The sequence below is a fragment of the Akkermansia sp. BCRC 18949 genome (genome assembly GCF_045011645.1).
GTDB classification, from domain to species: Bacteria; Verrucomicrobiota; Verrucomicrobiia; order Verrucomicrobiales; family Akkermansiaceae; genus Akkermansia; species Akkermansia massiliensis.
Map to the genome: position 1 here is coordinate 1849725 of NZ_CP123619.1, position 16185 is coordinate 1865909.

Annotated in this window: 17 protein-coding genes; 1 reads left to right on the plus strand and 16 read right to left on the minus strand. The window is 49.2% G+C overall.

The window, feature by feature from the left end; genetic code table 11:
• Window positions 1–126 precede the first annotated feature (126 nt).
• Window positions 127–723: an NAD(P)H-dependent oxidoreductase gene (locus tag P8A25_RS07675; protein WP_215443060.1), complete on the plus strand. Its 597-nt coding sequence runs from the start codon at window positions 127–129 to the stop codon at window positions 721–723.
• 1337 nt (window positions 724–2060) lie between these two features.
• Here P8A25_RS07675 and P8A25_RS07680 read toward each other — a convergent pair.
• The 16 genes from P8A25_RS07680 to P8A25_RS07755 form a co-directional block, all read right to left on the minus strand.
• Window positions 2061–2237 carry a hypothetical protein gene (locus P8A25_RS07680; RefSeq protein ID WP_404838625.1) on the minus strand — a complete coding sequence of 59 codons (177 nt, stop codon included), beginning with the start codon at window positions 2235–2237 and terminating at the stop codon, window positions 2061–2063.
• 25 nt (window positions 2238–2262) lie between these two features.
• A complete protein-coding gene (locus P8A25_RS07685) occupies window positions 2263–2907 on the minus strand; it encodes a hypothetical protein (RefSeq protein ID WP_404838626.1) in 645 nt (214 codons plus the stop codon).
• The gene (locus P8A25_RS07690) at window positions 2864–3799 is read right to left on the minus strand and encodes a hypothetical protein (protein WP_404838627.1); all 936 of its coding nucleotides are present in this window, start codon (window positions 3797–3799) and stop codon (window positions 2864–2866) included. Before P8A25_RS07690 ends, P8A25_RS07685 begins: the two co-directional genes overlap by 44 nt.
• A 1055-nt stretch (window positions 3800–4854) precedes the next feature.
• On the minus strand, window positions 4855–5580 hold the full coding sequence (locus P8A25_RS07695) for a hypothetical protein (RefSeq protein WP_404838628.1): 726 nt from the start codon (window positions 5578–5580) through the stop codon (window positions 4855–4857).
• 12 nt (window positions 5581–5592) lie between these two features.
• Window positions 5593–6519, minus strand: coding sequence for a hypothetical protein (locus P8A25_RS07700; protein ID WP_404838629.1), 927 nt, complete (start codon window positions 6517–6519; stop codon window positions 5593–5595).
• A complete protein-coding gene (locus P8A25_RS07705) occupies window positions 6473–7744 on the minus strand; it encodes a hypothetical protein (protein ID WP_404838630.1) in 1272 nt (423 codons plus the stop codon). Before P8A25_RS07705 ends, P8A25_RS07700 begins: the two co-directional genes overlap by 47 nt.
• A gap of 128 nt (window positions 7745–7872) precedes the next feature.
• Window positions 7873–8259 carry a DUF4339 domain-containing protein gene (locus P8A25_RS07710; protein ID WP_244060246.1) on the minus strand — a complete coding sequence of 129 codons (387 nt, stop codon included), beginning with the start codon at window positions 8257–8259 and terminating at the stop codon, window positions 7873–7875.
• Window positions 8260–8289: 30 nt separating this feature from the next.
• On the minus strand, window positions 8290–10140 hold the full coding sequence (locus P8A25_RS07715) for a hypothetical protein (RefSeq protein WP_404838631.1): 1851 nt from the start codon (window positions 10138–10140) through the stop codon (window positions 8290–8292).
• Between the two features lie 18 nt (window positions 10141–10158).
• Window positions 10159–10449, minus strand: a complete 291-nt coding sequence (locus P8A25_RS07720) for a hypothetical protein (RefSeq protein WP_191230155.1) — start codon at window positions 10447–10449, stop codon at window positions 10159–10161.
• Between the two features lie 27 nt (window positions 10450–10476).
• On the minus strand, window positions 10477–11700 hold the full coding sequence (locus P8A25_RS07725; protein WP_404838632.1) for a hypothetical protein: 1224 nt from the start codon (window positions 11698–11700) through the stop codon (window positions 10477–10479).
• A gap of 6 nt (window positions 11701–11706) precedes the next feature.
• A complete protein-coding gene (locus P8A25_RS07730; protein ID WP_404838803.1) occupies window positions 11707–12243 on the minus strand; it encodes an N-acetylmuramoyl-L-alanine amidase in 537 nt (178 codons plus the stop codon).
• 60 nt (window positions 12244–12303) lie between these two features.
• The gene (locus tag P8A25_RS07735; RefSeq protein ID WP_215832777.1) at window positions 12304–12555 is read right to left on the minus strand and encodes a hypothetical protein; all 252 of its coding nucleotides are present in this window, start codon (window positions 12553–12555) and stop codon (window positions 12304–12306) included.
• A 2-nt stretch (window positions 12556–12557) separates the two neighbouring features.
• On the minus strand, window positions 12558–13013 hold the full coding sequence (locus tag P8A25_RS07740; RefSeq protein ID WP_244060255.1) for a hypothetical protein: 456 nt from the start codon (window positions 13011–13013) through the stop codon (window positions 12558–12560).
• The gene (locus P8A25_RS07745) at window positions 13010–13420 is read right to left on the minus strand and encodes a hypothetical protein (RefSeq protein ID WP_244060256.1); all 411 of its coding nucleotides are present in this window, start codon (window positions 13418–13420) and stop codon (window positions 13010–13012) included. The genes P8A25_RS07740 and P8A25_RS07745 overlap by 4 nt, the downstream gene beginning before the upstream one ends.
• A gap of 4 nt (window positions 13421–13424) precedes the next feature.
• Window positions 13425–15584, minus strand: coding sequence for a hypothetical protein (locus tag P8A25_RS07750; protein ID WP_404838633.1), 2160 nt, complete (start codon window positions 15582–15584; stop codon window positions 13425–13427).
• Window position 15585: 1 nt separating this feature from the next.
• Window positions 15586–16143, minus strand: a complete 558-nt coding sequence (locus P8A25_RS07755; RefSeq protein ID WP_191230151.1) for a hypothetical protein — start codon at window positions 16141–16143, stop codon at window positions 15586–15588.
• Between the last annotated feature and the right edge of the window lie 42 nt (window positions 16144–16185).

Genomic DNA, 16185 nt, shown 5'->3' on the forward strand with positions numbered 1-16185 from the left:
AGGCGCTTTTTTATGGAACCATTCCGCGTTGATACCGAAACGCCGGTTTGACTTGGCCTCCGTCCGGAGCTACTCTTCCCGCCAAGGCCTATACTATTCAAAGGAGCAGTCATTCAAGCAGCCGTTATGAACATATCCGTTATCGTGGGACATCCCTACAAGCACAGTTTTAATGCGGCGATTGCCGCAGCAGCGGCAGAAGCCTTAAACGAACGGGGGCATCACGTCCTGTTTCACGACCTTTACCGCGAACAATTCAATCCCGTTCTGTCAGACACGGAACTGGTCAGCGACGTTCCGGAAGATACGCTGACAGCCCTCCACCAGCAGGAAATCAGGGAAGCGGACGGAATCGTCATCATCCACCCCAACTGGTGGGGCCAGCCTCCGGCCATCATGAAAGGCTGGATTGACCGCGTACTCCGGGAGGAAGTGGCCTATACCTTCCCCAAAGGCGACAATGGAGGGGGCGTTCCCATCGGCCTGTTAAAAGCAAAGGCGGCACTTGTTTTCAATACCTCCAATACTCCGGGGGAAAGAGAGAGGGACATCTTCGGTGATCCGCTGGAGCACATCTGGAAAGACTGCGTCTTCGGTTTTTGCGGCGTCCACGTCTTTGAAAGAAAAATGTTCCGCATCATTGCCGACAGCACTCCGGAACTGCGCCGCAAATGGCTGGAAGAAGTAAAGGAAACCGTGGCGGAATATTTCCCTGCACCATAAAGAAACTCCCAGCATTTGCCAGGGGAACTTGGAAAAAGCCGGAGAACCATTCCCTTCTTTTCCATGGACGAAAACCTGCCGTGCTGAAAGAAACAAGGAAAAGGAAAACAATTACGCCCGAGCCTCCAGACATTGCCGGTACGAGAAGAATCCCAAGGAGATGGACACTTCTTTACCGGGCCATCCAGACACTATAGCCTTTTCCTAATTCCCCGGACCGGCTACACAAACCTGTGGAAACCATACGCCAGAGAGGGCAAAACAAAGAGTGTCTTGTTACCGTGATTCCCTCGTAAGGAATTCCGTCCTCACTATAGCCATCAACAAATCCAACGGTCACTCTCGCCGTCTCTCCAATGCCCGGGCCTGTCGAGCGTATGAGCGTATTGGACGGCTCCTCCTTCCAATGCCTCTCCCTCGGGAGACAAAACTGGTACATCCAGTATTCGCCTAACTCATCGGAATCAGATAAGGAGTCATAAACTCACGGCGCACAGTGTACGACTGGAAGCCATATTTGGGGTAATACTCCTTATGCCCCAGAACAAAAACCTCCAGAGAGCCCATGGCCTTCAACCGTTTCACCCCTCTCTGGATCAACACACCCCATACCCTGGAGCTAGTATTCCCGCACCACGGCAAGAGGAGCCAGAATGTGTAATCATGCCCGGTTCATCCCTGCCCCTGAAACTGGCGCAACCCACAAGCTTGCCGGAATGAAGCGCAAACAGGAAAACATGGGGTTCTGCCGTTGGACCTTCTAGAAGTTATTCAGTTAACCTAGCTTCCTTATTGTGGCCAAAAGCGTCGCAATGAATTTGCCGGATGGGTTCAATATCCGCAGAAGTGGTTTCAGCAAGATGGAAATCGGCAAGGTTCATACTCAAAGAAGCTTCCTGGCTACAATAACTAGGCCTGCCAACCGACCTCAAATTTCCCGGAACCCATTCCCGCAGGTGAACAAATATTCCAGTCGCTTTTCCAATACGTAGTAGTACCAGCTTCCCGTGAAAAAACGGCACTGACCTTCTGACGAATAGGACATGCTCGCAGGCAAGTACAGAACTCCGTAGAGTAATCTTTTCAAAAAACCGCATCACTCCCATATTGCAAGAAATGAAAAAAGCTTGACTAAATCAGGCTTTCCAACAGTTAGCATGATAAAAATGCTGGCGGAGCAGATTGCATTTCAATAATTAATAATCAAAAAAATCATAATTTTGTGCATTAACTTATACCCTTGTTTTATCCAATGAGTTCCTGAGAGATGCAGATTATAAAATTGGCTTTAGGTTGTAAAAATTGAAACGATATTTATGAAATCACACGAGGAAGAATTACATTCCTAGCTTTTCTCTTTCTTTCTGAACCAATTTTTCTTTCTGATCTAAAGAATATTTCCAAGTGAGACACTTTCTATTATAATTATCCGCTTGAGCATTTAATTCGATGCTAATATCGTAAATTAACCTTTTATAAAGGTTATTGGCATTAATTCCCCATAGAATCATCATGGCACGATTTTTTCTAATTAATTCCTTAAGGTACTGAAGTAGCATAGGTAACTCCGTGTGGAATTTTTTCATTCCTCAAAAAAGGAATATCCAAAATATTGTATAGCGATTGTATGGGATTTTCATTGATTTCCTCATCAGAAGGTACTTGACTGTTAATTTCATCAAGTTCCAAATCAATACATTGAATAATTTTATTATATTTTATTTTTGATGAAAATCTGGAATTCTTTAGAATCAAAAGCTGCTGTTTATAATTATGTAAATCATCTTTTAGTGACATTACCAATTTTTGCGCGATAACAATAATTTCAGACTTAGAATAATCAAAATATGGAGCATCTGGTAATTCTGCTATAAATTGTTTTTGTTTGACAATAGATACAGAACGTAATTTTTCAACAGATTTTATAGAGAATTTTTTGGCATCCAACAACATTTGATTGAAATCAGAACGATAATTACTAATAGCAAGATTCAATTCTCGACATTTTATATTGTTCGTAATTTTACGTCCTCCCATGGCTCCAGCGATTCCTCCAATAATTCCTCCAATTGAAGCTCCAATTACATTACCAAAACCCGGAAAAAAACTACCTAAAGTTCCCCCAAAAACGGCTCCAGCTTTAGCTCCACCCAGTGCCCCTAACCCGGTACCACCTACATCCAATAGAACATTTTTTAGGGAATTTTTCCATTGAAGTTTTATTATTACTGATTAAGCGTATTTCACGAGAACCTGATACAAAGAGAGTTATAAATGGAAAATGTCCAGTGGGATCAATATCAAGATCGAAATCGAAGTTTTCTATGTCCGAAAACGTCTCCGAAGTATGATGAATCCAGGAATGGGTTATTTCAGAAATATGCTGATCATAATTCATCATTGGCAGCAGGAAATCATGCATGGTTGTATGTTGCAGGAAAGCTCCTATAGCCTTCCAGCCATTTTCATGAGCTGTATTCATCAATGTTTGCAGGTGAAAAACATGGTTGTCACCATATAAATAATAACTTCCAAAGTTTTTTAGGCATTCGATAATTTTATCCGAATCATGGAAATTAGTAATTCCTTCTGCCAAGCTTGCTTTTAGAGAAGCTATGTTCTCCATGACGGCTTGAGAGGAGTGGTCAGTTATGGATTCCAAAGCGTAAAATGTAAAGTTTCCTATCTGTTCAGAAGGAAAAATGGATAATATAAACTGTTCTGTTCCCACAAATGCAAGAGGATTTTTATCCATCAAAGAAATTAGTTTGCTAATAATATCTTCTCCTGTTTCGTTGTTGTTAGGAGGTAATGGAATTGGAAAGGGAAGATTTTTAGCTTTTTCTTCAACTTTTCTTATCGTATCATTTGTAGATTCATAGTTTTCTATTTCAACAATAAATTCATTTTTCAGATTATTGTCGCATCTAATAAAATCTGGTCTGGATGACATGAGTAAATTTTCATATTTTAACTCGTCAGGACGTATATAGATTCTATAATAGACAATTCTTCCGATAATTATACAAATAAAAAGTGAAACCGCCAATAGTAATATTATTTCTGAAGTAGTCATTTAATTGATAATAAATTAAATAATCTTATGTAAATAAAAATATTTGATTCCAAATATTTATTAATAATTTACAATATTTTCTATTTTATTTTTCCTTTCTGGCCAATATATCACATTCATGTTTCAATTATTTTTGTCTTGAGATTACTATATCTGGAAATTTTTTAATAATCAACTAAATTATACATAAAATAAATAGAAAATATGTATAGATGAGGAGAAAGTGTAAGCATAGCCTGTTGGATCAAATAGAATGAGCTGTAGGACAAGAAAATTATGGGACCTATATGAAGAAGTATCCCATACAAACCCACCACGCCGCCTTAAGCCGTTAGATGGAAACCTCGAAAAGAGAGACTTCAACTGGAAGTGTAACACCTACTGCCGCTCCTTCACTTCCTATGCCAATACCCGCAACAAATCGCTTCTTAGCTGGACAACTCCGCCATTGTCATAGCGGATATTATTGCAAGATAAAAAACTAATGAATGATTCTTCGTCACTTCCACCGGTATTGGTGCCATATCTTGTTCCATTTACGGTCAAACGAGCTCACAGGCAATCAATCCGACATCATACAATATCCCGCAAAATTCAACTAAAAGCTTACTGCTATAAACTTTTCAAATCATTTCAGACGGTAACAACAGCACATTACCCCTTTTTTGAAACAGCTCCCATATATTAACCATCTTTTGGTCCACTTTCTTGGTACATTTAGAAATCTGTTTCCATTCAGCAGGATTCTGCATATTGAAACGAGCATACCAATAAGGAGACCTCTTTTACGTAAAAATTCTATATTCTGATGACATAAAAAAACTATTCACATTCCATCCTGTCATGTACAATTCTAGGCAACATTTAATTCTCTGATTTATAAAGAAAAAAGAGTCTGCATCGTTGAAATGCAGACTCTTAAAAAATGAAAGGTTTTGGCGGAGCGGGAGGGATTATATTTATTGATTATAAATATACTTATGAATATAATGTTCAGCTTTTTGTACAGTTCCTTTCCTACCCTCAGGGTCATGTTGTTGATATCAACAAGATGATCAATTTTCTTTCTGGTGAAAACGGCAGCGGAATAAGGCATCCATGACGCGGGCCCGGTTTGCTTTTGGAATATGGGGAGGACGGGGGCTTCCCACGGTTACAACGTCAAACCCAACATATTTTTCCGGGGCGACCGAAATGCTGAACCAGTTCCATGCCGACCAGCGGCCAGCCCTGTTTTGGGGCGTCCAGGGGGGGATAATTCTCCCCTTGCCGACCCCAAAAAGTTCAATGACCGTGTGCCCGATGGTAAGATCCTCCGGAGCGTTGTCCGGCAGATCTGCTTGCATCAGCACTTCCGCGGCTCGTTTGGCGGCCAGTCCGGTCATGGCATAACACAGACCGTAGAATTGCCGGCTATCTGCTCCCGAGGCGCACCAGTGAGCCCCCGTTTCAGACATGTCCCTGATCCATGCTCCGTTGAGCAGCGCCGTATCCGAGTCGATTTTGACGACGATGTCATCGTCCGCCGCTTCGCCGGCCAGCATGGAGATAATGCCCCGGACGCATTCCGGACCGCGCAGGTTGCCGTAGCGCGGGAAGCTGGTTTGACGATACCGCGCTCCGGCTGCCAGAAGCGCCTTTCTGGTGCGTTCCGGTACGGGGTCGGCCTCATCGTCCGCCACGGTAATGACGGCTTCAGGGAGGGCTGCCAAGGCGCACCGGACGCAGGCTTGCGCCTCATCCGCGTCTCCGGCATAGGTGAATAGATAGATTCTGATCATCGTATTGTCTGGTTAAGCTGGTCCGTAGGGGTAGAAGGTGCCTCCGAAGACCGGGATCTGGATCATGCCCAGGGCGTATTGCGTGACCTGGTCTTCGTTGATGTCGGCAACCTGAAAAGCATAGTCAAAGTTGACGCCGGGTTTTTCCCGGGCGAGCATGATCGGGTACACCGTTCCCGGTATGCCTGACATTTCCGCGCTGGTTAACTTGGCGTCCTGGTCGAAGTGGACATTTATCCAGACCTCCCCGCTGGTCATCGGGAGTTTCACCCAGGAGGAGCCGGAGCCGCCGTCTCCGGTCGGGTAGAATCCCAAGAGAGAGCCGTTGAGGTAGAGAGCGCCGGGTTTGATGCGAGCATCGGTGATGTTTCCTTCTGTGTCCTTGGTCAGGCGCACCTGGAAGCCGTATTCCGGCGCAGGAGCTTCAGACCCGGTGGCGGTCGTAATCTGTTGTCCAATGGTCGGAGATTCCGGCTTGGGGTCGTAGGTCAGGTCAATTGGTTCCGGCGCTCCCTGCATGTTTTCCAACGCGGAAGAGGCATCTGAAATAACATTCACTTCATTAAGCTCAAGTAAATCTTCGATTCCAAGTTGAGACGGAGAGCCGTAGGAAAGTTCAATAACGTTGGTCTGCAAGTCACGGCTTACGGTCTGCACCATGGTATTGATAGTTTCCCATTCCGGATTGCCGCCAAGCAAGGAAACACGGCGCCCCATGTATTGCCAGTATTGAGCCCCCCCGCGAGCCGCAAAGGAGATAGACCCGTCATAGGGAAGTTCCTGCATGGATTCCCACACCGTTCTTGCTATGTCGGCATAAGGTATTCCGTCATTGGGTCCGGTAGAGGGTCCGTCTTCATCGTTTGACGGCTGTTCGCCGTTATAAATGCCGTCAATCGGATAGGTAGCATTGGGGCGGTCGAGTGTCACCAGGTCCACGGAAAAATTCCTGCCAGAAACAAGGCGTGTCTCCTCCTCCAATTACTCCGATGTTCTTAAATTTTTCTCTCCACTTGGCCGGGGCATTTTCCGGAATGGCTAGACGCTGCTTGATGGTGGTATTGCACCATTTAGGGCGCAGGGATTTTGTGTGAATCTGCCCGTCTGTAAGTTCGTATGCGGTTGCCGTGGTGTCGTACCCCTTGGGTTTTTCCTCTTCCGTGCCTTCCCATGCCTTGGGAGTGACGACCCGGTCGGAATAGGTCACAAGCTGCCCTGCCGGGATGTCTTTCATCCACGGGAAATGGTGTGCCCAAAAGCTGTTGATCATGTCCGCAGCGTCAATGCGGCGCCCTTTGACAATCATCTTCTGATAAGCCAAGCTGCCGGATCTGGAAGTCTTTACGGGCTGGGGTTCGGAAGCGGAACCGCCTGACTCATTGTAATTGGAGAAATAAAAGTCAGAGGAGACGCGATAGACGATCGAATGCGGCAGCGTAGGGTCGCCGTCCGACGGGTACTTGGAAAGGTAGGAGACGCGATAGCCTGAACTGCCGGTAGATTCTGCCACAATCGCAACACAGGGGGGAACAAGGTCGCCTCGCGGTGACAGTGATACGTCTATGCTTTTGACTGTGGCGGAGGGTTGCAGCGGCAGGGAAATAGGGTCGAGAGAATCGTAGTCCGTAATGATGAGTTTCGGTTTCTCTCCCGTATAGTCATAATAACTGACCATACGCGGAGACCAGCGCCGGATGGACTGCAGCAGACTTTGAAGAGTGTCGCAGGATGCATTCCACGGTATCAGCTGCTTGTCGTCTCTGATGCGCAGCTCATAGCTGGCTGGGTGGTGCTTTGCCATGTCAAGCACGCTGGACAAAGCGCCGCTCAGGTTGACCTTGGGAATAATACCCTCTACGCCTTTACGGGGGAAAAGCCCGAACGTCGGCTGCCATCCATTTTCCAAGGCATAGCAATTAGCGAGGTAATACCAGGGGTCGGAAAAAACAATCCTCCAGGACCGCTGGCTGCCGCTGTATACTTTTTCAATATTGGACACCAGCCCCACTAGGATGACTTGTCCGTTTTGGGAGATGGTGACGGTATCGAATTGCTTGTACGGCAAAGTTTCCCCAAGCGTCCTGACGGGGTAAACTGCCGTAATGGTGGACGTGGAGAAGCTCTGTTGATCGTGCGTGAGGCTTGATGGCTTGAGAGCCAGCAAGTCATCTATGGTAATGTTATGGTTCCTGCTGCTTGAGAATTTGGTTGGTTGTTGACAATATTCTTCTGTCTGTGTTTCAGGCTACTGTTTTTTTGCTTGTCTTTGACAATCTCTTTTCCCGGCTTTATTTATTTTTTGGCAAGTAAAATATACAGCGTGTACCAAAGTACAGCCACTACGGCACCTCCCAGAATATAACCCATTCCAATACCAATTAACCCTGCTTCAAAACTTACAATCCCCATAATGAAGCCCCCTCCTATCGATAGGGTTGCGAGAAATATAAGGACTGTGGAAAGAAAAGAATTACTTTCTTTGCGATTTGGAAGTTTCTTAGTAGAATAAGTTGTTTTATTGCTTTCCCTTAGTAATTCATCAGCCTTGAACCATTTATTTGTTCCTTCTGCGCAAATTAATGTTTCAGGTCCTATGACATGATTTTTAATTAAAATTTGTAGTTGCCTGAATGATATGGGGCCTTTGACAACATTCCCGCAGAAGTAGAAATATTTCATGGCAACATCATACATCATGATAATTTTTCTTCAATGTTTTCTGCGCCGTAATCCTCCAATATTATTTTGAGCTTGTTTTAGCTCTCGAGTTAACTGATCGATTCGTGCCTGCTGAACTCTTAATTCTGCCGCTTGTTGATTAACAAGGGAAAGAGCTTGTTTCATATTTGTGGTAAGTCCATTCAGAATTGAGGTGTTTTGAATTCCTTGCTGCCTCAAAGCATCTCTAAAGGCAACTCCTATTTGTGTATATTCTGCTGAGTCAATTATTCCATCTGCCGAGGCGTTTTTAACCTGATTCCGAATAGCCTCCGAAGCGGCTCTAACCATCGCTTTCTGTTGCTCACTGGCAGACTCCCCTGCAGCAACAACTAAACGCTCCAGTTCAGCAGAAAAATTATCCTTATTCTTCTTCAGAGCATCTTTTTTGGTTTCTATTTCTTTTTTTCTGCCTTCGATTTCATTCTCGGTATCCTCTTTTTCTGTTTCTTCACGGATTTGCCTTCTCTCCTGAGCTTGAGACGTCCTACCGCGTTGTATATCAACAGCGGCTTCCGAGGCGTTTTTTCTCTTTACATCAGATAGCTTTCGCGTTGCTATTTCTTCATCATTCTTTGCTGATATTAAAGACTTTTCCGATTCTTCATATTCTTTTTCAAGAGTTTCTACGGTTTCAGCATAAGATTTATAGGCATTCAAATAACCTCCATCTCCAAAAGTCATATCACCCAAATTAAAACCTTTATCCTGAAGAGAAATGTCACTTCTCTCTATGTTTCCTTGAATATCAAATATTTTTGCTCTTCTAGATTCTGCGTCGCTAGGTCGGTATTTATCGAGCAATGCATACACCAATTTATTTGAAATTTCTTCTCCATTTACAAACTCATTAGCTGTATCATAAATAGATTTATCACTTACATTCCTATATCGTAAGGCTCCGGAATCTCTTTCTTTATCTCTATACGATTTTAAAGCTCCATATAAATCATTTATTAAAGATTTTCTCATTTCACTTAAAGAAACTTCTGACGCCCTTCTTTCTTCAAGAGACATGATATCGTAAGAATTAGATTTTGCATTTTGGAGTGACTCTTGAGCTTCTCTTGCGGTACGAGCTGCATCAATTCTCTTATTGACTGCGTCGGACACATCTAATTTTGCTGATTCTTCTCTTTCATTTCTCCTTCTTGCGCGGCTATCTAATTCGATGCCTTCTAACAAGCGAGCTCTTCGACGCTCAGCCTCGGCGCCTTCACCTAATTTCCCATTAGCAAAATCTTCCTCTACTTTTAGGCGGGCGATCTCTGCTTCATCGTCATTAATTCCAGATTCTAAAGCAATCAACTCTTTACGATAATCCAAAGAATATTTTAATGCGTTAGCTTCTTCTTTACGATAATCAGCTATTTTTTTTGCACTATCTATTGCCGCCCGTAATATTTGTTCATTGTTGTTTTGCCGAGAAATTTCACCAACTTCTTCTTTTAACTTTTTGAAAGCCTCTCTTTCTTCTTCAAGTTTTTTAGTCAAATCAACTGACTTCTCTTCCGTCGAGGAAAGCCACTCGTAGAGCTTCGCGCCTGCAAGCGTGGCGAGGGAGAGAGCGCCGGCTAGGCCCGCCCCGCCGCCGAAGCCTATTACAAGGCCCGGAATATTGTTCAGGATGCCCTTGATGCCGTATTGCAGGTCATCGAAGAAGTAGGCCGCCTGTAAGGTGCTCTGCCCCATGTTCTTGATGCTCTTGGTCGCCTTTTGACTGCCTTTGTCGAGCTGGTCTGTGGATTTATTCAGGGAGTCAATCTTCTGCTTTGCTTCTTCTACGCCTTTTCCGTCCAGCGTGGACTTGAGCTTGATTTCGATTTCTTTCTTGGTAGCCATGGTGGAATTGATAAGGGGTTATCGTTGAGTGTTGACTTCTTCGATGGCGAAAGCAGGAAGTTTCCCGTCCGCGAGGCTGGCGCGGGCGTCGTCCACGCGTTTTTGGAAGTATTCAAGCATCATCATATCCCGGAAGATGATGCCGAAGGCTTCGGAGGGGTTGACGCCGGCTTGTCCGGCAGCGGCAAAGACGCTTTCCCGCAAGGCTCGCGTCGCCTGGTCCAGGGAGGGGTTCTTGAGGCAGGCTTCGGCAAATTCTCCGAAAAGCCGTTCCATGCCGTTTTCAGGTTGAGTGGATTGGTCAGTCATGATTGGTGGTATGTTGAAAAGGTGTTGTTATCCGATGTATTCGACGTCCAGCGACATGGCCGGCATCACGGCAGGCGTGGTGATTGCGGCCGGATAAGGCCGATAGGCAATGCCGCCCCAATCGTAGGCCGCGATATTCTCAATTTTGGTGTATACGACGGCGCCGGGCTGGAAGATGAGCTGCATCCCGGCTTCCACTTTGGGCGGCGTCGGAAAGGTGAATGTCGCCTGCTGGCTGGCGGCGTCATTAACCGCGGCGTTGCTGGTAGCCAGCAGCGTTGTGGTGGACCCATCCTCATTGAGGACGTACAGCGAAAGGGCAGTGCTGATGTTGTTGGCGCTCCCGCGGGCCACGGTGACGGATTTGATGGAGGCTGCCGGCGGCGGATCACCGTCTACCTGTTCTCCCCACTTCATCCGGTATTGCCGCCAGTTAAACGTTCCCAAGGCGGCAATCTTGGCAGGATCCCCTTCCAGGAAGACGGGAGAGCCCACCGTTTTCTCCTGGGGCGTGGATGCCGCCTGGGTGATCTCAATGAGAGGAGCGATTCCGGTTCCGTCCTGGGAAACTGTCAGATAAATGCTTTTTTCTTCCGTAGTTTCGTTGGGAGGCACTGTAACCCGGAAGGAGCCATTGTTGCCGTTGATGATGTTGGAGATGGAGATGCCGTCGTTCTCAAAGGCTTTCCAGCCCTGCCCGATTTCGCCCGGGTTGAAGTAGGAGACGACGGAGAACGCATATTGTCCGCCGGCAGCCGGGACGGAAACCGAGGAAGGAGTCACGGAGAACACCCAGGCTGAATTGTCGGGAACCCGGTCCGTGAGCGTCATGTTGATGGATACCAGCAGACACAAATAACCGTCTTCCGGCGACGGAGGAGGAATGAAGTTCTCCGTTTCAAATTGGTAGCCGGCAAGGACGGACGTGAATCTCCATTGAGGCTGGTCGGCAAACTGCATGTACAGAGTGCCGTTCTGGTTGGTTGCCATCCAGACAGCCAGGTTTTCCTGATACCTGGCCATTTCTTCGTAGTCCTTAAACCAGCGGTAAAAGGCAAAGGTGCGGTGTTCTACGGCAGACCCCAATCCTTCCGCAAAAGCCCTCGTGCCGTCCACCAGGGACGTTTCAAAGACTTCTATGTCTCCGCCGAACCGGGGAGGCTCCGGCGTGGCATCCCAGAGGTTGAGGAGTTGGAGCGTGTTTCCGGCTCCGGAAACGTACCATGCGGAGTATGGGGCCTCGTAGATCATGATCGTCTACAGCTTGGAATAGGCCTTCACTCCTTCCGCAATGGCTTCCGCAATGGCTTCGGGATGGTCCTTCATAAGGGCGGCATTTTCAGGATTGGTGATAAAGCCGCATTCGCACAGCACCCACGGGCAGCGCGTCCTTTTCAGGACGGCCAGCCCCGGACGGGACTGCACGGTGTTGGCCCGTCCTGGGAGCAGCCGGGCAAGAGGTTCCGCGATGCACATGGCAAGCCGGCTTCCCTTAACGCTCCCGGGATAGAAGCACACATGGGCGCCGTGAGCTTGCACATTATCCGATGAGTCACAATGCAGGGAAATCCCGAAGTCGTAGCCGCCTTCGTTGGCGGCCTTGATGGTGGCGTTCAGGTCGTCCGTGTTGCTCTGGGCCGGAAAGTCAATTACGTCCACCTGGGCGCCCAGCTTTCTGAGCATAGGCGCGAGGCGTTCCGTAATCGTCGCTGCTACGGCGTGTTCTTCAAGCCTGTTTCCACGGGCTCCGGTGTTGTTGGCATGGCCTATATCAATGGCTATTTTCCTGGGTATTCTCCTTTAATTGATTGGTTATTAATATGTATGAACTTGTAAGAAAAACTTTACAGTTGACTATTTTTCAAGCTTCCGCTCGATATTCTCTATTCTGACGGCAAGAAGCTGAATAGCCTTTGCCGTCTCTACCTGGGCCTGCGTCTGCATCGTCATCAGATCGCAAAGTCGGTCGTTGTGATGTCCCATGACATCTCCGATGTACCAGCACGCCCCGCCGCAAATGACCAACGACAGCATGACGCAGGCAAGCATGGGTGAAGCCTTGGCAAAATCCAGGAAACGCGCCGGTACTTCGGAGAGTTTGCACATGGTTATTTTTTGCTGGGGATTACCTGCACCACGGGCTCAACTTCCGTCTTGGGCTGGGCCTGGGAATAGGAGATATGCCCCTGCTCAATGACGAGGCAGGAACCGTCCTTGCAGACCTCGGTGCGTCCTGGCGTCACGTCTACGGAGTGCCCGCAGCCCTGGAAGAGAGATAAGCCGAGCATCCCCACAGCGGCGGAAGCCAAAGCCAGGAGAGCTTTTTTCCACCAGGTGGAAGCCCCGGAAGCCTTGATGCCGAGATAGTCTTTGATGTCCTCAACGGCGTGCTTGCCGATGATGGTGAGGGCCTGGTCTGCGACGTGATACCACGCTTGCCTGACATAGGCCGGTTCATCTTCCCAGCCCGTTTCTTTCGGGGCGTGGGATATGGCGGATTGGTACATGTTGTACATTTCCTTGGCTATCGCCTCGGCATGATTGCATTGATTATTAGTAGTCATATGATTATGTTGTTATTGGTGAAGTATTTGAAAAATGCCACGGCGGCGGGGTCCGTGATGATGAATTCCGGGTAGTCCGCAGACGTGAATGTCCGGCGCCCACCATCCGCATTGACGGCCTCAACCGTAAGGATCACCGCCTCTGTGGACTGGTAATTGTCTGCATCTCCAGTCGGCGCCTGGAATACCCAGTTGCACCGCACCCAAACCTGCACCGCTTGCCAGTCCTCGTCCATGCCGGCGATCGCGGCCACCGCTGCTTTCAAGGCCGGGGCTTGGTCGGCGGGTATATCCGCTTGTGTATAGCAGAGGGAGAGTACAAAGCCGTTATTGTCTGGAAATCTGGCGGTCATAACAAATTCGTTCCACTGTCCGGGCTTAGGGAACTGTAAATGTATCTCTTGCATGGTGTTATTGCGCTAATTGGTTGATTTCTACAACGGCGGCCTCGGCGTAATGGTGGCCAACAAACGCCCACACCTGCCGCGGTTGTCCAGTCGTGTTGGCCGCCAGCGTCAGGACAACCTGGCCGCCGCCGGACCCTATTTCTTCAGAGGATTGCGTGCACCACACAGCGGCGGGGTCATGTCCGCACATGGTATCGTTCAGCACATAGATAGCTTCGGAGAGGGTGGAAGACACCGTCAATGTCACCTCGCCGCCAGAGGCCGGAACTTCCTGCGCAGAAGCCGTTACTTCTGGAACTGGTTTAGGCGTCACACCCTCCATTACCGTGTCCTTCATGAGGACCCAGGAGTTGGTTATGCCCAGTGAGGGTGCATTGTCTATCCTTATCCCTCCCATACGGAGGCCCGCCTGATAAGTCCCGCTGACTTCGTGCGCCTTGAATTTGGTTGTAAGGCATGCTGTGTTGCCGGCACCCCAAAAGGAGGAAGCCATATCCATTACATATTGCTTGTCCACAAACAAAGCCCAGCGATTGTAAATCCCCTGGTCATCGGGGTTGGGTGGCGTCATGGCCGCGGAGACGTAGGTAAAAGCCGGAGCCAATGCCCAAACATAATGGGAATCTACCTTGAGGGGTCCGTAAAACGTTCCCCTTATCAAGGCCGACTTATTGCTCCCCAGATACCCCATAGGGTAGGTAGTGATCTGATACGCCGGCACATTGTCGCCCCCTCTCGCTCCATTGACTGTATTGTTTTGCGGATACCTGTAATTTGCATTATCCCAGGCATAATCCACCCAGTGCACAGGATGTGAATAGCAGGACGCCAGCGGATCGGTAGTCGTAGCGTACCCCTGGGCAGTGCTGCCCAAGAGAACCGACACCTTGTCGGAGCCAAGTATCCGCCAGACGCAAGCGGCAGCATATTCGTTATTTCTATTGTTGCCCATGTAATTGGCAAATTTCCATGATCCCGTGGATTTGCCGATAACAGAAACACCCCCTGCCGCCGTCATGGTTAATACCATATCGCACAAGTCGTTATTAAATACTCCCTTTTTTAGAGAGGCGTTAGCGGTAGCAATTGCGTAGCTTGTGCTCAACGACTGGGCTTCCACCAAGGCAGTCACCCATGACGGAATGACGGATTCCAGAAAATAGTTGGTGCGGCTCCATTGGCCGGCAGCCGTCAGGGTTATCATTCCCTCATAGGAAATGGCATTTTGCCCTGTGGCGGGCAGCGGCACACGGACTCCTTCGATTGCGGTGATCGTGGCGTCGTAGGTCTGCGGCTGCGTCCAGTTATAAGAACCGTCCGGATTAACATCCCCGGTATCTCCTTTCTCTCCACGGGGCCCTTGGGGACCCTCCGGCCCCTCGGGTCCTTGCGGGCCGGCAGGACCCTGCGGTCCGGTTTCTCCAATGTCGCCTTTTGGTCCCTGCTCTCCGGTAGTTCCCTGAGGGCCTTGAGGCCCTGCGTCACCCCTGGGACCCTGAGAGCCTTGAGGCCCTGCGTCACCCCTGGGACCCTGAGGGCCTTCGGGGCCGGCGTCTCCTTTGGGGATGGTAAACGACAACAGATAAGAACCCGCTTCCGTGCCTTTCACGGCTTCCGCTGCGGCAGGAGTGCCAGGTTCGCCGGTAGTGACCCGGTCCACCGAAAGATTGAAATTCTCGGCGTACTTCTTGGCCTGCTCCGCGTACCAGGCGGCGCTTGACGCATTATCAAGCACCACCTGCACGCATCCGCTTCCTTCCGGCAGCTGCACGACGACCGCACCCGCTACCGCCTGCTGCTCGTCCGGCAAGTCCGGCGTCACCCGGCCCGAAGAAACAAAGCATCCGTAGAGAAGCGGGCTTTCCTCGTTTCCGTCATCCATGAAGACATCGTAGGACCACATGCCCGCGGGCACCGAGGCCCACGAAATCACGCCGTTGCCCTCGTCGTCACGGGAAAAGCCGAACTCGGCGATACCCGTCTTGAGGCGAACGGCTCCGCGCAGGGTGACGCCGCCCATATCGACGGGATCCCCCTGGAAATCCACCACGCGCACGACCAGTGACTGGTTGAGCCCCGTGACTGTCCGGATGTCATATTTTCCTGCCTGTTGCCTGAAAAAAAAGGAGGATGCGGGGGCGCGCGGCGCCCCCTTGTGAAACACGTCAGGAGCCCGGGGCCGGCGTCACGTCCTGCACATTGGAGGGCGTGAACTTGTACTGGCCGCGGTAATCCATTTCAAATTCGAACTGGGGTGAAGCAATCGCCGTGGTGTGCTCGGGGTCCTGCAGCAGGCGCAAAGCGCCATGCGCGGTTCCAACAAGATAGATGGTTCCTACATCGTTCTGGTACCAGAAATGAAGATATCCTTCGATCTTGTTGTCGCCTCCGTGTCCGACGGTGGTCGATTCCTCGCCGTTGGCGGGAGCAGTTCCCAGCGCGAACGCCAGCTGGAAATATTCGGGTGACATGTCCGGTGTGGTGAACGTCAACCGCTTGCCGGTCGTGGTGTTCTTGCGCTGCTGACGGTAGCCGAGATTGCCGCCGTAAAAGCGCGTTACTTCCCCTTCGACCTGTGTGGCGACGGATTGGAAAGCCCCCAAAAGCCCGAAACTCACCCAGGGCTGTTCAGGCCCGGCTGTCGGATCGGCGGGCGGAGCCGTGGGAGGCGTCGGAAACTGGTCCGGCCCGGTGACGTAGGAAACTCCCCCGTCTTCGGTCACCTTGATGCCGTCGGGGAGGAAAATCGCCAGAACGCCGGTAAT